The sequence below is a fragment of the Desulfotruncus arcticus DSM 17038 genome (assembly GCF_900113335.1).
GTDB classification, from domain to species: domain Bacteria; phylum Bacillota; class Desulfotomaculia; order Desulfotomaculales; family Desulfallaceae; genus Desulfotruncus; species Desulfotruncus arcticus.
The window spans coordinates 47,340-65,477 of the sequence record NZ_FOOX01000001.1; the positions used below are offsets into that span (position 1 = coordinate 47,340).

Sequence of the window (18,138 nt, forward strand, 5' to 3'; positions counted from 1 at the left end):
CATGGCTGTTAACATAAATTTATTGCCGTCTGAAATTAAATTGCAGTGGGAACTGAAGCAAAAACAGCAGAGATTTGTGGTGGTTGGGAGCCTGACAGGCATACTCTTGTTGATTATATTTGGGTTTTTATTGGTGGCAACCTTTCAGGCTAGGAAGAACGCAGCCGTATTGGCAAAGGAAAATGAAGCCTTATTAAATAGTTTTCCCGCCCTGGAGCAATATGCCGCACTGCAGGCCAGGGTTAATAACGGAGAGATAATCTTAAAACAGGCTGTAGGCGCGCCCCCTGACTGGGTAAACATTTTATATGACCTGGGACAGTGTATGCCGCCGGATATCTGGCTGACTGATTTTTCCGCCGCTTATCAGCAGGGATCGGAAAAACAGCCGGAAAAGCAGGTGGCTAAGACAGCAGAAAGCAAACCGGCTGAAAATAAAGCTGCTGTTACCGGAGAACAACTGCGCGGTCTGCTGGGCATGCAGGCGGAGCAGCCTGAGGAAGCGCCTCTTGACGGGGGTATTGTTATCGGCGGGTATGCAGACGACCAGCTTTCCGTGGCTGAATTGCTAAAAAATATGCAACAGGTAAAAGGACTAACCGGAGCGAACTGCCGGATGTTAGCTCAGGAAGAATTAGACGGAAAAACTGTTATTCGTTTTGAAATCCAAGCGGAACTATTGCCCGGATCTTCCATACAACCCACGGGTGAAACGGCGGAGGACAACCAATCATGAATGGCATGCAGCGGAAAAATATGCCGGTTCTGTTCTTCGGGATAACAGCTCTGTTGCTGGTTTGCTTTTTATTATATAACCAGATAACCGCATTAAAGAGCGCGCGCGCTGAATTGGCTGCCAACCGTGAAACCCTGGCACAAACCCGGGCGCGGATGCAGAATTTAATTCAGTTAAAGGGAAAATCAGCTGAATTGCAGGAAAAGATGACCCAAATGGAGCAAGCGCTGCCTGCTGAACCCGAGGAAAACAATATAATTGAGCAAATCAACAATATTTTTGTGCAAGCGGGGGTGGATTTACTGCAAATTAATTTTAATGAGCAGGTGCCCCAAAAAGGTTATGTGGAAATGCCCATAGATTTAACATGCCAGGGCAGCTTTAATGACTTGTTCAATTTAATAACCGGTTTGCAAAACGGAACCAGAGCTATGCGCATTAATTCTGTTGACTTGACCAAAGATAGCCAGAACCCAAACTTACTCAAAGCTGATCTATCAGTCTGTGTATTTTACCTTGCCAAATGATTTGTGTCAAAAGTAACTACATCCAGCAAGGAGTGTACAGTCTTGCCCGGCAAAAATATTAAAGATTTGTTCAAACAATTTGAAGCATTGATTAAAAAGGATAAAAAGAAAACGCTTACTGTTGTGGTATGTGTTTTTATTATCCTTGCCGGTCTGATTTACATAATTAAACTAAATTACAATTTCATAAAGGAATCTCAAAGCAAGCAGGAAGGGCAGCAAAGCACTGCCACAAGCGGTAGCGGGCAGCCGGACGCCGATAAGACTGCCAGCACGCTTTTACCGGAATTAAAAAGGAAAACAGAGACCGGGCAGGAACTTCGGAATCCATTTAATGTTGCTTTAAAACTTAAGGGGATTATCAATGGAGGCAACGGGGGCGATCTGGCTATTATTGAAGCCGGAAGCACAACATATATAGCTAAAGTGGGGGAAGAAATTCAAGGTGGTTGGAAAATAAAAGAGATTAAAGACGGTGTGGTAATTTTAACGACAGGTAAACAATCTTTGGAGCTTAAATTTAACGGTCAGGCTAATATAAGGATAGGCGATAACAATAATGCGGACCAGGAGCAGTCGGTGAACGGGCAGGGGGGTGACGGCCAGTGACGCGGGCCAACTGTTGTATGATGAGGCGTGCCGGCAAAATGTTAACTTATTACATCGCGGTCCTGGTATTGACCCTATTGTTATGCGATACGGCTATTGCTGACGGATCTTCCAACGCGGTATCGGAAGATTTTGCGGATATACCTGCCTGGTCCGCCACCGCCGGTATCAGTGATTCCATTTTTACAGGGGACGGTGGTGAAATTTCCCTGGAGGTCAGGGATGCTGATTTGCGGGATGTTCTCTCAGCGCTGGCTGTAAAACTGGGTGTAAACATAATTCTGACCAATTCCGAACCGGTAAGCATAGATTTTAAAGTCAAAAACATAACAGCCAGGAAAGCTCTTGAACTGATCATTGAGAACCAAAAAATGGCTTACCTGCAAAACGGCAATATCATCCTGGTTGGTGATCCGGGAACGTTAAAAAGTGATTTCTTTAACCAGATGCTGCTGGTAAAATTTGATTTGTATTATATTCAGGCGGATAAAATTAAAGATTTAATCGGACAACTTGGCGTCGACCAAACAAACATCATGGTTGATACAAATCCTAATGCCATTTGGGTGCAAGGAACCGCCCAGACTTTGCAAAAAGTAAGAGAGCTCATCTATGCGGTGGACGAGAAAGAGAATCAGCTTTCCCTGGATTATAAAGCCCTGGAAACATACACGATCCCGCCGGACCGGCTGGTGGAACTGATGGCCAGAGCTGGAGTGGTTTTTAAGCGTTACGTTATATTGGACAACCGGCTTTTGGTATTTGACCGGGAATTATTCCCGCGGTGGGAGGAACTGCAAAAGCTGACACAGCAGCTGGACGTAAATGCGGCTCAAAAAAATAAAGCGTTTGTTTTTCAATTAAAAAACATTGCCGCCGGAGATGCTAAAACAAGATTGGATGAATTCGGCTTTACCGATGTTCAAGCTGAAGCATATAACTATGATCGATTAGGTCATGAATTGATGGTTATCTGCCCGCCATATCTGGAGACCCAGGTACGGGCAGCTTTAGTGAGCCTGGACCAAACCCGGGAAAAAACCAAAGTGCCGTTGCTTACGGGTAGTTATGATCAGGTAAACTCCATGCGTAGTTTACTAAGCGAGCTTTCCGGCGTTTCGGCAAGTTATCTACACATATCTAGGAATATTGCGGATACTACCGATAGTGATAACAGAGAATATGTATTATGGGTGGAAGAAACTCCTGACAAAGCCCAGTTGATCAAAGATTTGATTGAAGAGATCGGCGGCGGGTCAGGTGGGGAGTCGGGTGATTAGGCGGGTGGATAATTATGGGGGGTGTGATGATGAAAAAATGTTAACTTTCAAGCAGCGCCTGCGAACGCTCGCGATTGATAACAAAAACTTATTTGAAAAATTTATAATTTAAGTGTCTAAAATTAGCTTCTCCTGGTATAACTTAATTAGAATGCATTAATAAGGAAGCAAACTTTTATCAACCAACTAATAAGGGGGTGAAAATGTGATTCAAAAAATAAGCTATGCGCTAAAAAACCGTAAAGGCTTCACTCTGGTTGAACTGATGGTGGTTGTTGTTATTATTGGTATTTTGGCTGCGATTGCGGTACCGGTTTATAGTTCCTCACAGGCTAAAGCAGCTGCAACAGCTGACGAAGCAAGTATTAGAATATTAAATGGTGCTACACAACAATGGGCACTGGATCAAGGCCCGATTAAAGCACTCTCAGACATTACTACTACTGAAATGACTGATAACGGTGCTAGCTTAGTTACCGATGGTTACTTGAAAGAAGCCGTTACTCCTCAAACAAGTGGTATGACAAAATTTGTTTGGGTGCCGGGTGATACAGATGCTGAATCTACTTGGGAAGCACAAAGTGACTAACAGAAGAGAGGAAGAAAACATAGGGCGTCAGGCATCTAACTTATCAACTTATGGAAATAGGGTGCCAGGCACCAAACTTATTAACTTATTTTTTAATTGATGATCAGATACCTCCTACCATGTTGGCGGGAGGTTTCTTACTTAGAATTAGGTAAGGACAGGTAACGTAAAATAGGGTGCCAGGCACCAAACTTATTAACTTATTTTCTAAGAAATAGGGTGTAAGAAACCTTGCAACTTTAACCTTTCCCTTGTAATTCTAATCAGTTATAGACCTTCCCCTTACTTTGTTTTCTGACAAGATTATAAGCTTTCCTCCAAATCCATTTTTGAAGTTGCGCAAAAAATAGATAGAATGGTATTTATTATACCGGGGCGAGTATCCTTTATTCAAATAACTAAAATTGCTACATTTTCGGAAGGTTTATCAGAAAGGATGTTGGCAAAGTTATGGATATCATTTCATACCTTTCTTTGGGTGAGCCTAAGGTGTTGATAATATGTTAACAAGTTTGGTGCTGAGCACCTTTTACTTGACAAAATTGTAAACAAATGCGTATACTAACTTGTAGCAAATTTAATGTGGGAGGTTTTTTAGATGTCTGCTACAGTTAGAATTAGTAAGGAATCCTGGCAGGCACTTAAGTTAATTGCTGCACAGGTAGGTGAACCAATGCAGGCAGTACTTGATAAAGCTATTGAAGCATATCGGAGGCAGTATTTTTTACAAAAAGCAAATGATGCTTACGCAACCTTAAGGGAAAATGCTGAAACCTGGCAAGAAGAAATTAAGGAGCGTGAAGCATGGGACGTCACCTTGCGAGATGGGTTGAGGAGAGATGAATAGTGGCTGAAAAACATCCTGTTCGTGGAGAAATTTGGTTTGTTGACCTCAATCCTGCCCGTGGACACGAACAAGCTGGTAAAAGGCCCGCACTTATTGTTTCAGTAGATTTATTTAATAGTGGTCCGGCAGGACTCATAGTTGTTCTGCCGATAACCACTAAAGAAAAAGGTATACCTTTTCATGTGGAAATTTACCCGCAGGAGGGTGGATTAAAAGAAAAAAGTTTTATTAAGTGCGAGGATATAAGATCTATTTCAGAAGAAAGGCTTTTATCAAGGATAGGTATGATATCTTCATTAACTATGAAAGCAGTTGAGGATAGAATTCGCATATTGCTGAACCTTTAGAAAAGGATGCCAAAATTAGGGGTATGGGGTGCCAGGCAGCACCTAACTTGTTAACTTATTATTGAAAAGAGATACACCTCCTGTTAAAATATAGCAGGAGGTGTTGTTTTTGGGTAGAAAGCCGCGGGTGGAGTACGCTGGAGCTTTATACCACGTGATACAGAGGGGGAACAACAGAGAGTATATATTTGATAAAGATGAAGATAAGACGTTTCTGTTAAAAGATATAAAGGATAGAAAAGTTGGAACAGGATTTAAGCTTTATGGTTATGTAATTATGGATAATCATTACCACTTGGTTCTACAGGTGGAAGATGAACCGTTGAGCAAGCTGATGCATCTAATAAACAGTAGTTACGGTCGCTATTACAACCGTGAACATAACCGTACGGGGCATGTATATGATGGGCGCTACAAGGTTATACCCATCCAGAACGAACGGTATCTTATGGCAGTACTAAGGTATGTTCACCGGAACCCTGTACGGGCCGGGATATGCTCCCAAGTTAATAAATACAGCTGGAGCAGTGATGAGTATTACCGCAATAATCGAGGCAACTTTATCGATATAGATTTACTGCTTGGTATGTTGTCAAATGATAGGGAAAAAGCGATCAAACAGTATATATCGTTCATGGAGCAGGAAGATACTATTGATTATGAACAGATGGATGTTATCGGTGATCGCTCTTTTATGATCACGATTAATCCACCTAAAAAAGAACCTGTTAAAAAAAGCCTTGATGAAATATTAGTAGATACCGGTGTATGTCCTGCAGATTTTACACTAATAAAAAATGGTTCCAGGAAAAGAAACCTGGTTCCATACAAAGTGGCTTATGCTGAAGAAGCAGTAAAACAGAAATACACCTTCAAGAGCATAGGCGAGAATATCAACGTTTCAGCAACGGCAATTTCTAAACTGTTAAACGGAGTTGAATAATAAAACCTAAATGTTGAAATAAGTTAACAAGTTTGGTGCCTGGCACCTACCGCACCATTAACAAAAAGTAGAAGATTATTTTTTTTTGCAAGTATTTTATGGCTTTTTTGTTAAACCGTGCCAAGATGTAGCTAATCTATTTGACAAATAATGCAACTGGAAAATTATATGCTAACAATGCCTCTTTTTTATTCAGGCGGATAGTTGTTTTTGTGAAATTAAATGGGGGCTATATCTTTTGGAAATGGGTTTATACAACTTTAACATTACCGAAAGAAGGTGTGTGTTGTGTTAAAAAACGAAAAGGGAATGGCCATGTTATTTGCCCTATTTATCGGAGTTATTGTTACATTATTGGGTATTACGCTGTCGCAGGCTAGTAATGCTGACACTCTTCAAGTGCAAAGGGATGCGGATAGCGCTCAGGCATATTATTATGCAAAATCCGGTGTGGAGCTGGCTATAGGAAATATTATGAAAAACGGACCGGATTATTTGTCGGGGCAGGATGAACCTGTAACATTTTATGGCGGCCTTGGTGATACGACTTTTTCCAGTGAACCTGAAGACACTCCCAATTATAACATAAAATTTGAAATCCAAAGGAAAAACAATGATTTTATTATTAAATCCACAGGCATAGTGAGAAAGGGTGACGCCGAGGGAGCACAGGTAGCGTCAAATGCTGTGGGGTTTACCATTAGTTGCGAAAAGGTTTTTGATAATGATAATACTGGTGGTGGCAATGGTGGTTCGGGCCAAGTGCCTCCGCTGGATATGATATTTGCTCTGGGAAAAATCGATTTATCAGATAATAATGGTAATGGCGGTAGTTCGGAAATAATTGGAGATGCAGGTACCAACTCGATAGCACCGAATAGTGTAATTTTTGGTTATTCAACTTTAATTAAAAACGGCGATTTATATATTGGCCCCGGTGTTGAGTGGGATGAAGATGATGTGGTAGTTTTCCCTGGCAACAACGGTAATGGTAACGGCAATGGCAATGGTGGTTATCGAGGTCCTGAAACAAATATACCTGATGGTGAAATTTTAAATCTATCTTCTCCTCGCGACTATCCTTTGCCAAGTTTCCCAGAACTTCCGGATTTTGGGGATGAGGAAGTTAAGAAGATGGATGCGGGATGGAATAGTATACCTCCTGGGGGATTCAGAATAAGCCAAAGTGGTAAATATTCGAACATCGAGGTAAAAAGCCATTTAACCTTTGATATCGGTGACGAGGACTTGATTATTCAAACAAATAATTTGAGCGTTACCGGTAGTGGTCAAATTAAATTAAATAAAACCGGTTCAGGTCGTTTAATCCTATATGTATTAAACAGTTTTGACTTACAAGGTAGCAGTACTATAAATCAAAATGGAAGTTATGACGATATTTATATGTATTATTCAGGAGACCAGACTATTGATGTAGGCGGTAGCACCAAGTTTGTAGGATCGATATACGCATTAAACTCTGACGTTAAAATTAGGGGTTCAGGGGGAATAGTGGGTCATATTATAACGGGGGGAGATATTGTAAATCTTACCGGCGATGCATCAGCCAATACAAGAGTAATTTACGCGCCAAATGCAACGTTTAATATTCAGGGAAGCAGCTCTATGCGAGGCGCTTTGGTAGCCAAAGAAATTAATATGAAAGGTAATGCCAGGATCTATTATGATGACTCCATGGATATGAATTTCTTAAATCAATTATGGAATACTGGAGAACCGGTCCTGACTCCAAACAAAAGCTGGTGGGAAGCTGGGCAATGGGTAAAACAATAAAGCGTCTAAGTAAACCAAATTCCAATAAAGGCATGACATTGGTGGAAGTCCTGGTCTCCATAATGATTCTGACCATACTTGTCGTTGCTTTTACTAATCTTATAGGTTGGAATTTTTTTAGTATATTTAGCATGGGCGAAAAAAGCAAGGCTATTGCAAAGGCAGTGGAAAAAACGGACCAATTAAATGCCTTGGTATGGAATGCCGATGATGCCGAGGCAGCGGAAGCGGCTTTACAAGACCCCGCTAATGGTTGGGTTGATTTTAATGACTTACCTGAGGAAGTCACTGAGGATTGTGTGTATAGTTTTACAAAAGTAACTGACAGAGAAATAGATGGCACATTGGTTGACGGCTACGATGTTACTGTTGTTGTTTTTTATCACGATTTTAAGTTTCATGTGAAGCTTGATTCTTTTATATTGCAATCACCTGAACAAATATAAAGGTAGACAAAGGAATTGAATAAATTTGAAGTAATCAAGATCCAAAATAAAGGCTTTACTATTGTCGAGTTGCTTATTGCCTTGGCACTGCTTGTCATTGTAATTGCACTTGGCTATACGTTTAACTTTTATGTTTTTCGTTCTTTTGATATTGCATCAAAGCAATCCGAGGTTCAGCAAAGCGTAAGTCTTGCCAAAAATATTATTGAAAACAAAGTCAGATATTCTCAGATGGATTTATTGGATGAATTGCCCGAGGAAATAGAACCGGGATACCAGGCAATATACATTGAAAGTGGTGTTGTTAAATATATTGATGAGGATGGAAATACGTCTGACCTTTTAGGCGCAATTTCCGGAAATGTAAATATGCAGGTTTATTTTGAAAATAAAGGTGATTCTTTTTTAAGGGTTTATGTCCAGGGTGATATTGACGGAGACCATGAATATAATATCGACTCCAATATTTTAATCCATAAGGTTACAGATAGATCTGATACAATCCAAGGTAGTGATGGTACACTTATTTATTTCTATGTTCCACCACCGCCGGAAGAAGGAACGTAGGATTTATTAATAAGCACGTGCATGAAAATGGGTGGCGATACGTTATTCATTACCGCGCTATCAAATATTACCCGCACTATTGAAAGGGTCAAAATTGAAAGGAATAAAATCATGCATATCAACGAGCTGCTTAAACAGGCAGTGGAACAAGGGGCTTCGGATTTGCACATTTCGTCCGGCGCCGCCCCGGCTATAAGGTTGGACGGCAGGTTGCATTCACTGGACCTGCCGCCCCTGCTGGCGGAAGAAACAATGATGCTGACAAAGCAGGTTATGAGTGAAGAAAAATACCGCGCTTTATTAGAAATAGGAGAAGTGGATTTCTCTTATAACCAACCCGGGATAGGCTGTTTCCGCATCAATGCATATTTTCAGCAGGGCTCTGTAAGTCTTGCCTGTAGGGTCATCAATACGCAAATTCCAACTATAGATTCCCTAATGTTGCCTGAAGCTGTAAAGTCACTGGCCAGCCGCTCCAGGGGGTTGATTATTGTCACGGGACCGGCCGGCAGTGGCAAATCAACCACTCTGGCGGCAATGATCGACCATATCAACAGCGAAAAGTTTTATCATATTATAACCCTTGAAGACCCTATTGAATATTTGCATAGTAAAAAGAAAAGCATTATCAACCAAAGAGAAATCGGCAGGGACACCAAAAATTTTCCCAATGCGTTGCGCTCGGCTTTACGCCAGGACCCGGATGTAATTCTAGTTGGAGAAATGAGGGACCTGGAGACCATGTCCATAGCTATAACGGCTGCTGAAACCGGTCACCTGGTGATGGCCACCCTGCATACTATGGACGCTCCCCAAACTGTCGAGCGGATTATCGATGTTTTTCCCTCCAACCAGCAGGAGCAAATTAGGGTGCAGCTGGCCAGTACTCTGGCCGGGGTTCTTTCGCAGCGTCTTTTGCGCCGTCAAGATGGTCTGGGCAGAATTGCGGCGGTGGAGATCTTAACCAGCACACCGGCGGTGCGTAATTTAATCAGAGAGAAAAAGGTGCACCAGATATATTCTTTTATGCAAACCGGGTCCAAGCACGGAATGCAAACTCTCGACGCGCACTTACAAAAATTACTCGCCAAAGACCTTATTAGTCCTGAAGAAGCAATGGAGCATGCCACTGACCTGGATACCATGACCAGATTCCTTCAACAACGCGCAACTTAGTTTTGTTGTTAGTAACTCGTATTAGCCAACTGTCAGCTAAGGCTGTTCAACCCTCACAACGGCAGTATATATTTGACACCCATCATTCTTTACCTCTTGATTTTTTAGCAGTTCTTCCCACCAGCCGGTGATTATGTAAGCATCTTCACCGGCCGGCTGAATGGAAAACCTGCTATCAAAATTGTCGTTCTCCAGCGTATTCTCCCAGATTGTTGTTCCTGCTGGGTCCGTTTCGGCCATGTAAAAATCATTTTGTCCGTATCCGTTTGGATCAGTCCACCCGGCTATCATATAACCACCGGCACTGGTTGGTTTAACGGATTTGCCTACATCCCAATTTGCTCCGCCTAAGGTTTTTTCCCACTGTTTTTCCCCGTTGGCATTGGTTTTAATGAGGTAAATATCCTGACCGGTTTGGCTGGAAAAAGTTTGCCCCAAAACAATGTAACCTTCATCTTCAGTTTGCAGCACATCTGTCGCGGTATCCCAGTTTAAACCGCCAAAAGTTTTTGCCCATACCTGATTGCCGTTTGGGTCCGTTTTAATCAGGTATATGTTGTAATCTCCCGTAACGGAGGAAAATGTCTCTCCGGCAATAATATAACCACCGTCAGTGGTTTGCCGCACACTTACGCCTGCATCGGCTTCTTTACCCCCGAAGGTTTTTTGCCACAGCTTTAGGCCTGTGGCGCTGGTTTTAATCAGATATACATCGGTATCACCGGCACCAAAAGAACTTGTCTTACCGGTGATGATGCAGCCCCCGTCCGCGGTTTGCTGCGCTGAGGTTCCCGTATCTTCACCGGTGCCGCCATAAGTTCTTTGCCACTGCATTTTCCCCGCGGCATCCGTCTTAACCAGGTAGGCATCATGGTCTTTGCGGGCGAAAGGGGCTTCTGTACTGCCGATTATAATATAGCCTTTGTCGGCAGTTTGGGTAACCGACACAACTCGATTGTCTTTGAGGTTGCCGATTGTTTTTCGCCACTTCATACGTCCGTCGGAATCTAGTTTTGCCAGGTACCAGTCGTAACCACCGTGACCCCACATGTAGTAAGATTGTGTTTCCCCGGCGATGATGTAACCTCCATCATCGGTGGATTGGGCACATATACCACGGTCTTCCTTTTCAGCGCCCATTAATTTTTCCCACTGCAGCACAATATCCCTTGCCGGCTCAGCCTGAGCCGTGGGCGCATAATAACAGAAGGTCCCCAATAGCCAGGTTAGCGCAGCCAATATTCTGCCCCAAACGGTCACTTTTTGTATTAATTTAGTCTGGTATTTTGCATACATGAATTTCTCCTTTGCTTTGATCAGGGTGGAGTTTATTTTATATTATAAAGGATTAACGCTTTTGGGTAACTATATAGTTTATTAAAATTTTTATCTGGTATAATATGTGTTGTGCAATAGGTGTTTTACTTTATAAACATTTCTATATTAAGAGGTTAAATATAATGATTATAAATTTTGTTTTTGTATTTCTTCTGGGGACCTGTATAGGAAGCTTTTTAAACGTATGCATTTTACGCATACCGAAAAAGCAGACAGTTATAGCCGGCTCTTCTTACTGCTATGCCTGTGGTCACAAGCTAAACTTTTTGGATATGGTTCCAATTCTAAGCTACTTATTTTTAAAAGGCCGCTGCCGTTACTGTGGGGACAAGTTTTCCGTGCAGTACCCGCTGGTGGAATTATTCTCCGGCATTATGTTTTTGCTTGTTTTTATCAAACATGGATTCGGATTGCCGTCCTTAATGTTATGGGTTTTGGTTTCAATTCTTATTATTGCCGCCGTTATTGACATCTACCACCGTATTATCCCTGACGGCCTGGTGATTACAGGCGTGTTGGCCGGTATACCTTTAACGGTAATACAGTCACCGGACAAATTGATTAACGGATTGATAGGATTTTTGATAGCCGGGATAATTATGCTTGCTATTGCCGTGGTATCCAAAGGGGGAATGGGGGGCGGAGACATAAAATTAAGTGCTTTGATGGGATTATACCTGGGCTGGCGGGGTGTGCTCCTGGCGTTATTTATTTCATTTTTCTTTGGCGGCATGACCGGTATCTTTTTGCTGCTATCCGGGCGGAAAGGTCGTAAAGATCCTGTGCCTTTCGGCCCCTTTTTGGCGCTGGGGGCTGTACTGACGGCACTATGGGGTAATGAACTGCTGGTCTGGTACCTGGGGTTATGTCGTTAGGACTATATTTAACCGCTTTAGGCTAACGTCTGAGGCGGTTTTTGCTTTTGTTTTTCACAATTTTCCATAATATCTTTATAATTTCTCCACACTTTTATAGTAATTTAATTATAGTAAGGTAAATTATCCAGATAAACACAATAACAAGCGGTGTAAAGGAGGTATCATTAGCATTAGTAATATTTTTTGCTGTCAATTTTGAAAAACTGATCAGTTATGTAATTGGCATATTAAAAATGAGGTGATATACGTGAAGCTTAACAGAATTAATATATTGTTTATTGCACTGATCTCAGTGCTGGTAATCGGCTGCAGCAACGGTACCCAGAGCGGTACCCAGACCCCTCAAAAGGCTGCGCAGGAGAATACTGCAGCTGATACAGCGGCACAGCAGGTCGCTCTTCCCGAGGAACAACCGGCTTTATTTGGCAAGGTCAAAGATATTGTCGGCAATGAAGTAATCGTGTTTAAAGGGGAAGTTGCTCAAAATGAGGAGTCACCAAAACAAGATACACCAAAAGAGGAACCGGTAAGCGATGAGGCACAGGATAAAATGCAATCCCTGCGTGCAGACCTCCAAAGCGGCAAAATCACTCCTGAACAAGCAAGAGAGGAAATGCAAAAGCTTGGTCTGCAGCCAGGCCAAGCTCAAAACCGGGCTAATAGCATGAATTTTACCGATGAAACCGAAACATTTATTATACCGGTGGGAACTCCCATTGTAACAATGCAAAGGGGCAGCAATGGAGCCAACCAGGTTGGGCTCACAGAGATTAAAAAGGATACAATTTTACGCATCTGGAAAACAGATGATACAGTTTCATTTGTCCAGGTAATGAGTGGTAGTGGCGCAATGGGCAACAGACAAGGTGCGGGCGGACAAACACCAGGAGGCGGAGGCGGCATGCAACCAGGCATGGGTGGGGTGATTATTAACCCAGGCATGGGCGGGGGCACATCAGGCGCGGGCGGTAGACAGTAATATGATGGATAACGCGAAATGTATCATAGATGCTAAAAACATTGTCAAGATTTACCAGAACGGCGCTGAAGAGCTTAAAGTCTTGGATGACATCAGCATTCAGGTTTTTCAAAGTGACTTTACAGCAATTTTAGGACCTTCCGGTTCCGGCAAGTCTACTTTAATGAATATACTGGGCTGTTTGGACTTGCCCACTGCCGGTCAGTATTATTTAGACGGCATGGATGTTTTAAAAGCCAGGGACAACGAATTAGCCGAGATAAGAAATCAAAAAATAGGTTTCGTTTTTCAAAAATTTAATTTGATGCCCAGGCTGTCGGCGATCCAAAATGTTATGCTTCCTTTACTTTATCGCGGTGTAAATGAAAAGGAAGCCGGGGAAACAGCCAAAGAAAAATTAAGCCGTTTAGGCCTGGGGGACAGGCTGCAGCACCGGCCCAATGAACTGTCCGGCGGGCAGCAGCAGCGGGTGGCCATTGCCAGGGCGATAGCAGGCAATCCACCATTGATTTTAGCAGATGAGCCTACAGGAAATTTGGATAGCAAATCAAGTAAAGATGCCATGGAAATTTTTAGGGAGCTTAACAGCGAGGGGAACACCATAGTAATTATTACTCACGATGTTGAAGTGGCGGAGGAAGTTAAAAAAATATTCTACATACGTGACGGTAAAATATACAGCGATGGGGGTTAAAGGAGTTGATCAAGCTTAAAAATAAAAAAGCCATCTGGTTTATGGTCATCTCGGTTATTGTCATAGCGGCGGGTACAAGCTATTGGTTGAAAAACAAAAATCAGGCTGAAAACACAGAAGTACAATATGAGCAAGCACAGGTAACCAGAAACGATATTGTTGTCGGATTTGATTCTGACGGAACCATTGACTATTCCAAGGTAAATTTGAGGTTTGGCGTTAAAGGCACTATCTCTGAAATACAGGTTGCCGAGGGCGATAAGGTCAACAAAGGTGACATTATTGCCAAACTAAACGACAAGGATTATCAGGACCAGTACCAGTTAGCCCTGGCTAGGCTGCAAGATGCACAGGAGGAGCAACAAACCAGCCTGTTAAATGATGAGCTAAGTATTAAGAAAACTGAATCTGATCTGCAATTATTAAAAGATGAGTACCAGGAGATGGAAGCTATTCCTGATGCTTATTCAGCAAATGATATTAAGATGAAAAAGATGGAACTTGATAACAAAGAAACGGAATATCAAAACATGTTGAAACAATATGAGCTCAATAAAAATAAGGAACTGCAGCAAGATGAATTACAGGTGAAAATGGCTCAAGAGGATTTAGAAGATACAATTTTATATGCGCCGGTTTCCGGTGTTGTTTTAGGTCTATCGGCGAAAGTGGGGGAAAGCCTTACGGATGAAGAGGACTTTGCCATTGTCCATGAAAGTAATGTTGTCAAAGCAGTAACAAATGTAATTGAATATGATATTAGTCAAATCAAAGTGGGGCAAAAAGTTTATGTGACTGCGGAAGCCTTGCCGGACCAAAAATTTGCGGGGGAAGTAAGCAAAATAAACTCGCTGCCATCTGAAGATTCATCCGGTTTGGTTAATTATTCAGTTGAAGTAACGATAAAAGACCCCAGCCCTGAATTAAAAGACGGGATGACCTGTAGTGTTTCATTTATATTAAAAGAAGTAAATAACTGTTTAATTGTACCCTACAAGTCCATTAGAATGGTGGATGGCAAACAGGTTGTAACTGTAATCGACAGATCCGGTCAACAGGTAGATAAGCAAATTAAAGCCGGTTTTACCGATGGCAATGAAGTAGAGGTTTTGGACGGTCTCAATGTTGGTGAAACTGTGGTTTACCAGAAGTAGGTGATTTTTTGAAGCTAAAACAGCTAATTAAACTTGTCTTAACCAACATCTACCAGAATAAGATGCGAACTTTTCTCACTACGCTGGGGGTTATTGTCGGCACAGTTACCATATTTTTAGTGGTGGCCATTGGGGCGGGGGGAGAGGCCCAGGTTAATGAGCAATATTCCAGGCTTAACGTTGGGACTATTATCGTTATGGCCGCCCAAAGGGGCCGGGTGGTGGACCCGTTAACAGCTCAGGATGCCCAGCTGTTTGCGGAAAGTGAGAATATCGGCCAGGCTTATCCTGTATTGCAGGGCAATGGTGATATTAATTACGATAACTATTCTACCAGAGGCAGTTTTGTAGCCATCCTCCCGGATTTTCAGCAAAACAGCCATTTAACAATACAAGAGGGTAGAATGCTGGAAGAGGAAGATGAAACTAAAAAAAATAAATGTGTGGTAGTGGGGGCGGAATTGGCCAACACGCTTACCGACGGCAATCCTTCTGAAATCGTCGGGCAAAACATCAGCATCAACGGCAGGAAATTTGAAGTGGTGGGCATCTATAACCGGGTGGGAGATGCCGGTCCGGGCATGAGCTATGACGACTCGGCCTTTATCACTTACACAGTGGGGCAAAAGTATTTATTGGGCACCAGGGCCAATCCCATGATTATGGCTCAGGCTACGGGCCTGGACACTGTTCAAGCGGCAATCAGCGATATTACCAATATTCTTGACGCGAATCACCGTGTCGGGGGGGCGGACCAATTTCGCATTGTGGATGCGGGAAGCAGATTGGCGGCGGCTCAGGAGTCGGCCAGAACCATGTCCTTGCTGTTGCTGGCGGTTGCCGTAGTCGTCTTAATCGTCAGCGGCATAGGAATTATGAACGTAATGTTTGTGACAGTTAAGGAAAGGACCAAAGAAATAGGAACATTAAAAGCGATCGGAGCTAAAAAACGGGAGATATTGAGCCAGTTTTTACTGGAGGCCGTTGTTATTAGCCTGGTCGGCGGTGTGTTAGGCGTCATTATTGGTTTTTTCACCGTCCCTTTGTTGAAATATTTCGAGCTTCCGGCTATCCCTACATTAAACGGAATTTTGTTGGGCTTAATTTTTTCCATGGTTACCGGTGTGTTCTTTGGTTTTTATCCGGCATTAAAGGCTGCCGAGTTAAACCCAATAGAAGCTTTAAGATATGAATAAAGGTGGTGTTATGATGAGATGGAAATTTATCGTATTAATGACACTGTTTTTTACCCTTGGCAGTTTTTCCGGCGCATTTGCTGCAGATGATAGTATAACTTTGGATCAAGCTAAAAAATTAGCTAATGAAAACAGCAGAAGCTATGTAAAGTATCAAAATGATGCAGACAAAGCGAAATATCAATTAAACCAGTCTAAAAACCAGTTAAATGAAGCCGAAAGGGAAAACGAGAGACTGATCTCCCAATACAATGACCTTGAAGAACAATTAAATGAAGAATTAAATAACAATGATCCAGATAATCCACCGGATGCAGACGAGATAAATAAAATACAAGAAGAAATGTCTTCTAAGATGGATAATGCAGTCCAACAGGCCAAGTCAGTACAAACATTGCTAAATAACAAAAATGACGCCGAAGATAATTATGATGACTCAATTAAAGCAGCAGAAAAATACCAAAAACAATTGGAATACCAGGTGGAACAGCAATACACAACAATATTGATACAGGAGGAAAATCTGCAGGCATTAAATAAAGAATATGCCATAGACCTTAATTTGTTTGAATCAGAAAAAGCAAAAATGCAGTTAGGCAGCAGTAATCAAGCTAATGTTAATAAAATGTCCTCAGATGCAGAAAGTCTAAACAAACAGATAATTGATCTTAATAATTTAATTAAAGCTCTAAAAGGAAACTTAAATGACATAATGGGCAGAGATTATGATGATAATTTAACATTAGTCGCATTTGATGTCCCGGAGGAGTTTGAATTACCTGAGTATGATGCATTGCTGTCTAAAGCTACCCAAAATTATGATACGTTATCGGTTATTAAACGAACTATAGATAATAATGAGGACGATTTAGATGATACTGATGATTATAACCAGCGCAGCTTAATAAGATTAGATATTAAAGAAAAAGAGCTGCAACTGGAAGATGAAAAATTTAATTTAAAGGATTCAATTAATAATTTAATATCCGACTTTAAAATAAAACAGGAAGATTATAAATTATCTTTAATAAACCTTGAAGATGCTCAGAATAGTTACGAATGGGATAAAAAGAGATATGAATTAGGCCAGATATCAAAGCTTGACCTTTTGCAAAGCGAATTAAATTATCTAAACTCAAAAAATAAAAATGTATCCGCCGGGTATGCCTTCTATTTGGCTTATAACAGTATTGAGTTGGCGGAAAACGGAATATTCTAAAATGGGAAAACAAAAACTAACCCCAAAAAACTCAAATAAATCGAAAAAAGCGCCTGTCATAAAAACAGGCGCTTTAATCCATCTTTTACTGGTTTACCACCTTGGTCATCAAACGGGCCAGCGTTTGGCGCTCGCTCTGGTCTGCAGCGTTCCATAGTTCTTTTAAAAGCTGCTGCTCCGGATTGGCCGGCGGTACATTTTGGGCTAACAGGTCTCCTGCCTGATTGGCTAAATTTTGAATTTTATCCCTGGAAATGCCCAGTTCTTCAGCGAACTCCATCGCCTGCTTGAGGTAATTTTTCCATGTTACCCAGTCGGTATTGGCGTTTCTGGCAAAATTAAAATCCATGCTTATCCCCACCTTAAAGTTTTAAATGATTTTTGATATAAAATATTTTCTCCAAAATTTAAGATGTTATTCTTTTAACCAGAAAAATTTTCATATCTAACCAATCTTTATATAATGAGATAATATTTATATTTCACAAATACCTGTGTAAAGGCATATGTTGTAGAAGGTAAAGAAAAATGTAATGTCAGCCGGGAAAATGTATGTCATCCCGGTGGTCGATACTTCCTTGTAGGAGGTATTTATTTATGAAAATTGGCGATATTGTCACCAGAAGGTTTGCCGGTGAGGAAGCCCAATTTTGTATTATCGGGTTTTATACAGACCAGAGTTCTGGAGAAAGGGTAGCAATAGTTGCTATGTTGGATCCACATTCGGTCCGGGAAGTAGCAGTACAGGAGTTGGCACCGGTGGCCTTCAAAGACTTGATAGCTTTGACTGCAAATTCCAGTTATATGCATTAGCTGCCT

The 18,138-nt window shown here is 41.7% G+C and carries 21 protein-coding genes; 19 read left to right on the forward strand and 2 right to left on the reverse strand.

The annotated features are described in order from the left end of the window. The first annotated feature begins 1 nt into the window (after nt 1). From BM056_RS00185 to BM056_RS00240, 12 genes are all read left to right on the forward strand, one after another. Complete coding sequence (locus BM056_RS00185) at nt 2-736, forward strand: PilN domain-containing protein (RefSeq protein WP_092467527.1); 735 nt, start codon at nt 2-4, stop codon at nt 734-736. Further along, nucleotides 733-1,263, forward strand: a complete 531-nt coding sequence (locus tag BM056_RS00190; protein ID WP_092467529.1) for a type IV pilus inner membrane component PilO — start codon at nt 733-735, stop codon at nt 1,261-1,263. Before BM056_RS00185 ends, BM056_RS00190 begins: the two co-directional genes overlap by 4 nt. 42 nt (nt 1,264-1,305) lie before the next feature. Further along, the gene (locus tag BM056_RS00195) at nt 1,306-1,872 is read left to right on the forward strand and encodes a hypothetical protein (RefSeq protein WP_092467531.1); all 567 of its coding nucleotides are present in this window, start codon (nt 1,306-1,308) and stop codon (nt 1,870-1,872) included. A gap of 17 nt (nt 1,873-1,889) precedes the next feature. After that, nucleotides 1,890-3,152: a secretin N-terminal domain-containing protein gene (locus BM056_RS00200; protein WP_092468376.1), complete on the forward strand. Its 1,263-nt coding sequence runs from the start codon at nt 1,890-1,892 to the stop codon at nt 3,150-3,152. A 205-nt stretch (nt 3,153-3,357) separates the two neighbouring features. Beyond that, on the forward strand, nt 3,358-3,741 hold the full coding sequence (locus BM056_RS27105; RefSeq protein WP_274377494.1) for a type II secretion system protein: 384 nt from the start codon (nt 3,358-3,360) through the stop codon (nt 3,739-3,741). Nucleotides 3,742-4,339: 598 nt separating this feature from the next. After that, a complete protein-coding gene (locus BM056_RS00210) occupies nt 4,340-4,588 on the forward strand; it encodes a toxin-antitoxin system protein (protein WP_092467533.1) in 249 nt (82 codons plus the stop codon). Beyond that, a complete protein-coding gene (locus BM056_RS00215) occupies nt 4,588-4,935 on the forward strand; it encodes a type II toxin-antitoxin system PemK/MazF family toxin (RefSeq protein ID WP_092467534.1) in 348 nt (115 codons plus the stop codon). Before BM056_RS00210 ends, BM056_RS00215 begins: the two co-directional genes overlap by 1 nt. A gap of 109 nt (nt 4,936-5,044) precedes the next feature. Then, nucleotides 5,045-5,878: an REP-associated tyrosine transposase gene (locus tag BM056_RS00220; protein WP_165613309.1), complete on the forward strand. Its 834-nt coding sequence runs from the start codon at nt 5,045-5,047 to the stop codon at nt 5,876-5,878. 288 nt (nt 5,879-6,166) lie between these two features. Beyond that, nucleotides 6,167-7,672 (forward strand): pilus assembly PilX N-terminal domain-containing protein, encoded by a 1,506-nt coding sequence (locus tag BM056_RS00225; RefSeq protein WP_092467538.1) that lies wholly within the window; start codon nt 6,167-6,169, stop codon nt 7,670-7,672. Then, on the forward strand, nt 7,657-8,118 hold the full coding sequence (locus BM056_RS00230) for a type IV pilus modification PilV family protein (protein WP_165613310.1): 462 nt from the start codon (nt 7,657-7,659) through the stop codon (nt 8,116-8,118). The genes BM056_RS00225 and BM056_RS00230 overlap by 16 nt, the downstream gene beginning before the upstream one ends. A 15-nt stretch (nt 8,119-8,133) precedes the next feature. Next, entirely contained in the window at nt 8,134-8,685 is a 552-nt protein-coding gene (locus BM056_RS00235) for a prepilin-type N-terminal cleavage/methylation domain-containing protein (protein WP_092467542.1), read from the forward strand. A 21-nt stretch (nt 8,686-8,706) separates the two neighbouring features. Next, a complete protein-coding gene (locus BM056_RS00240; RefSeq protein ID WP_337833475.1) occupies nt 8,707-9,861 on the forward strand; it encodes a type IV pilus twitching motility protein PilT in 1,155 nt (384 codons plus the stop codon). Nucleotides 9,862-9,897: 36 nt separating this feature from the next. Here BM056_RS00240 and BM056_RS00245 read toward each other — a convergent pair whose 3' ends face one another. Beyond that, nucleotides 9,898-11,157, reverse strand: coding sequence for a hypothetical protein (locus BM056_RS00245; protein ID WP_092467544.1), 1,260 nt, complete (start codon nt 11,155-11,157; stop codon nt 9,898-9,900). 164 nt (nt 11,158-11,321) lie between these two features. On the opposite strand from BM056_RS00245, the gene BM056_RS00250 reads away from it, so the two are divergent. The 6 genes from BM056_RS00250 to BM056_RS00275 all read left to right on the forward strand — a co-directional run bounded on the left by BM056_RS00250 (nt 11,322) and on the right by BM056_RS00275 (nt 17,319). Then, a complete protein-coding gene (locus BM056_RS00250; RefSeq protein WP_092467546.1) occupies nt 11,322-12,074 on the forward strand; it encodes a prepilin peptidase in 753 nt (250 codons plus the stop codon). A 250-nt stretch (nt 12,075-12,324) separates the two neighbouring features. Further along, a complete protein-coding gene (locus BM056_RS00255) occupies nt 12,325-13,056 on the forward strand; it encodes a hypothetical protein (RefSeq protein ID WP_092467548.1) in 732 nt (243 codons plus the stop codon). A 1-nt stretch (nt 13,057) separates the two neighbouring features. Continuing rightward, on the forward strand, nt 13,058-13,750 hold the full coding sequence (locus tag BM056_RS00260; RefSeq protein WP_092467549.1) for an ABC transporter ATP-binding protein: 693 nt from the start codon (nt 13,058-13,060) through the stop codon (nt 13,748-13,750). A gap of 5 nt (nt 13,751-13,755) precedes the next feature. After that, entirely contained in the window at nt 13,756-14,904 is a 1,149-nt protein-coding gene (locus BM056_RS00265) for an efflux RND transporter periplasmic adaptor subunit (protein ID WP_238456254.1), read from the forward strand. Between the two features lie 8 nt (nt 14,905-14,912). Next, nucleotides 14,913-16,100, forward strand: a complete 1,188-nt coding sequence (locus tag BM056_RS00270) for an ABC transporter permease (RefSeq protein WP_092467551.1) — start codon at nt 14,913-14,915, stop codon at nt 16,098-16,100. Continuing rightward, nucleotides 16,093-17,319 (forward strand): TolC family protein, encoded by a 1,227-nt coding sequence (locus BM056_RS00275; RefSeq protein WP_238456255.1) that lies wholly within the window; start codon nt 16,093-16,095, stop codon nt 17,317-17,319. Before BM056_RS00270 ends, BM056_RS00275 begins: the two co-directional genes overlap by 8 nt. 85 nt (nt 17,320-17,404) lie before the next feature. On the opposite strand, the gene BM056_RS00280 is transcribed toward BM056_RS00275, so the two are convergent. After that, complete coding sequence (locus BM056_RS00280; protein WP_092467555.1) at nt 17,405-17,668, reverse strand: DUF3243 domain-containing protein; 264 nt, start codon at nt 17,666-17,668, stop codon at nt 17,405-17,407. Nucleotides 17,669-17,916: 248 nt separating this feature from the next. On the opposite strand from BM056_RS00280, the gene BM056_RS00285 reads away from it, so the two are divergent. Next, a complete protein-coding gene (locus BM056_RS00285) occupies nt 17,917-18,132 on the forward strand; it encodes a hypothetical protein (RefSeq protein WP_027363472.1) in 216 nt (71 codons plus the stop codon). Nucleotides 18,133-18,138 lie beyond the last annotated feature (6 nt).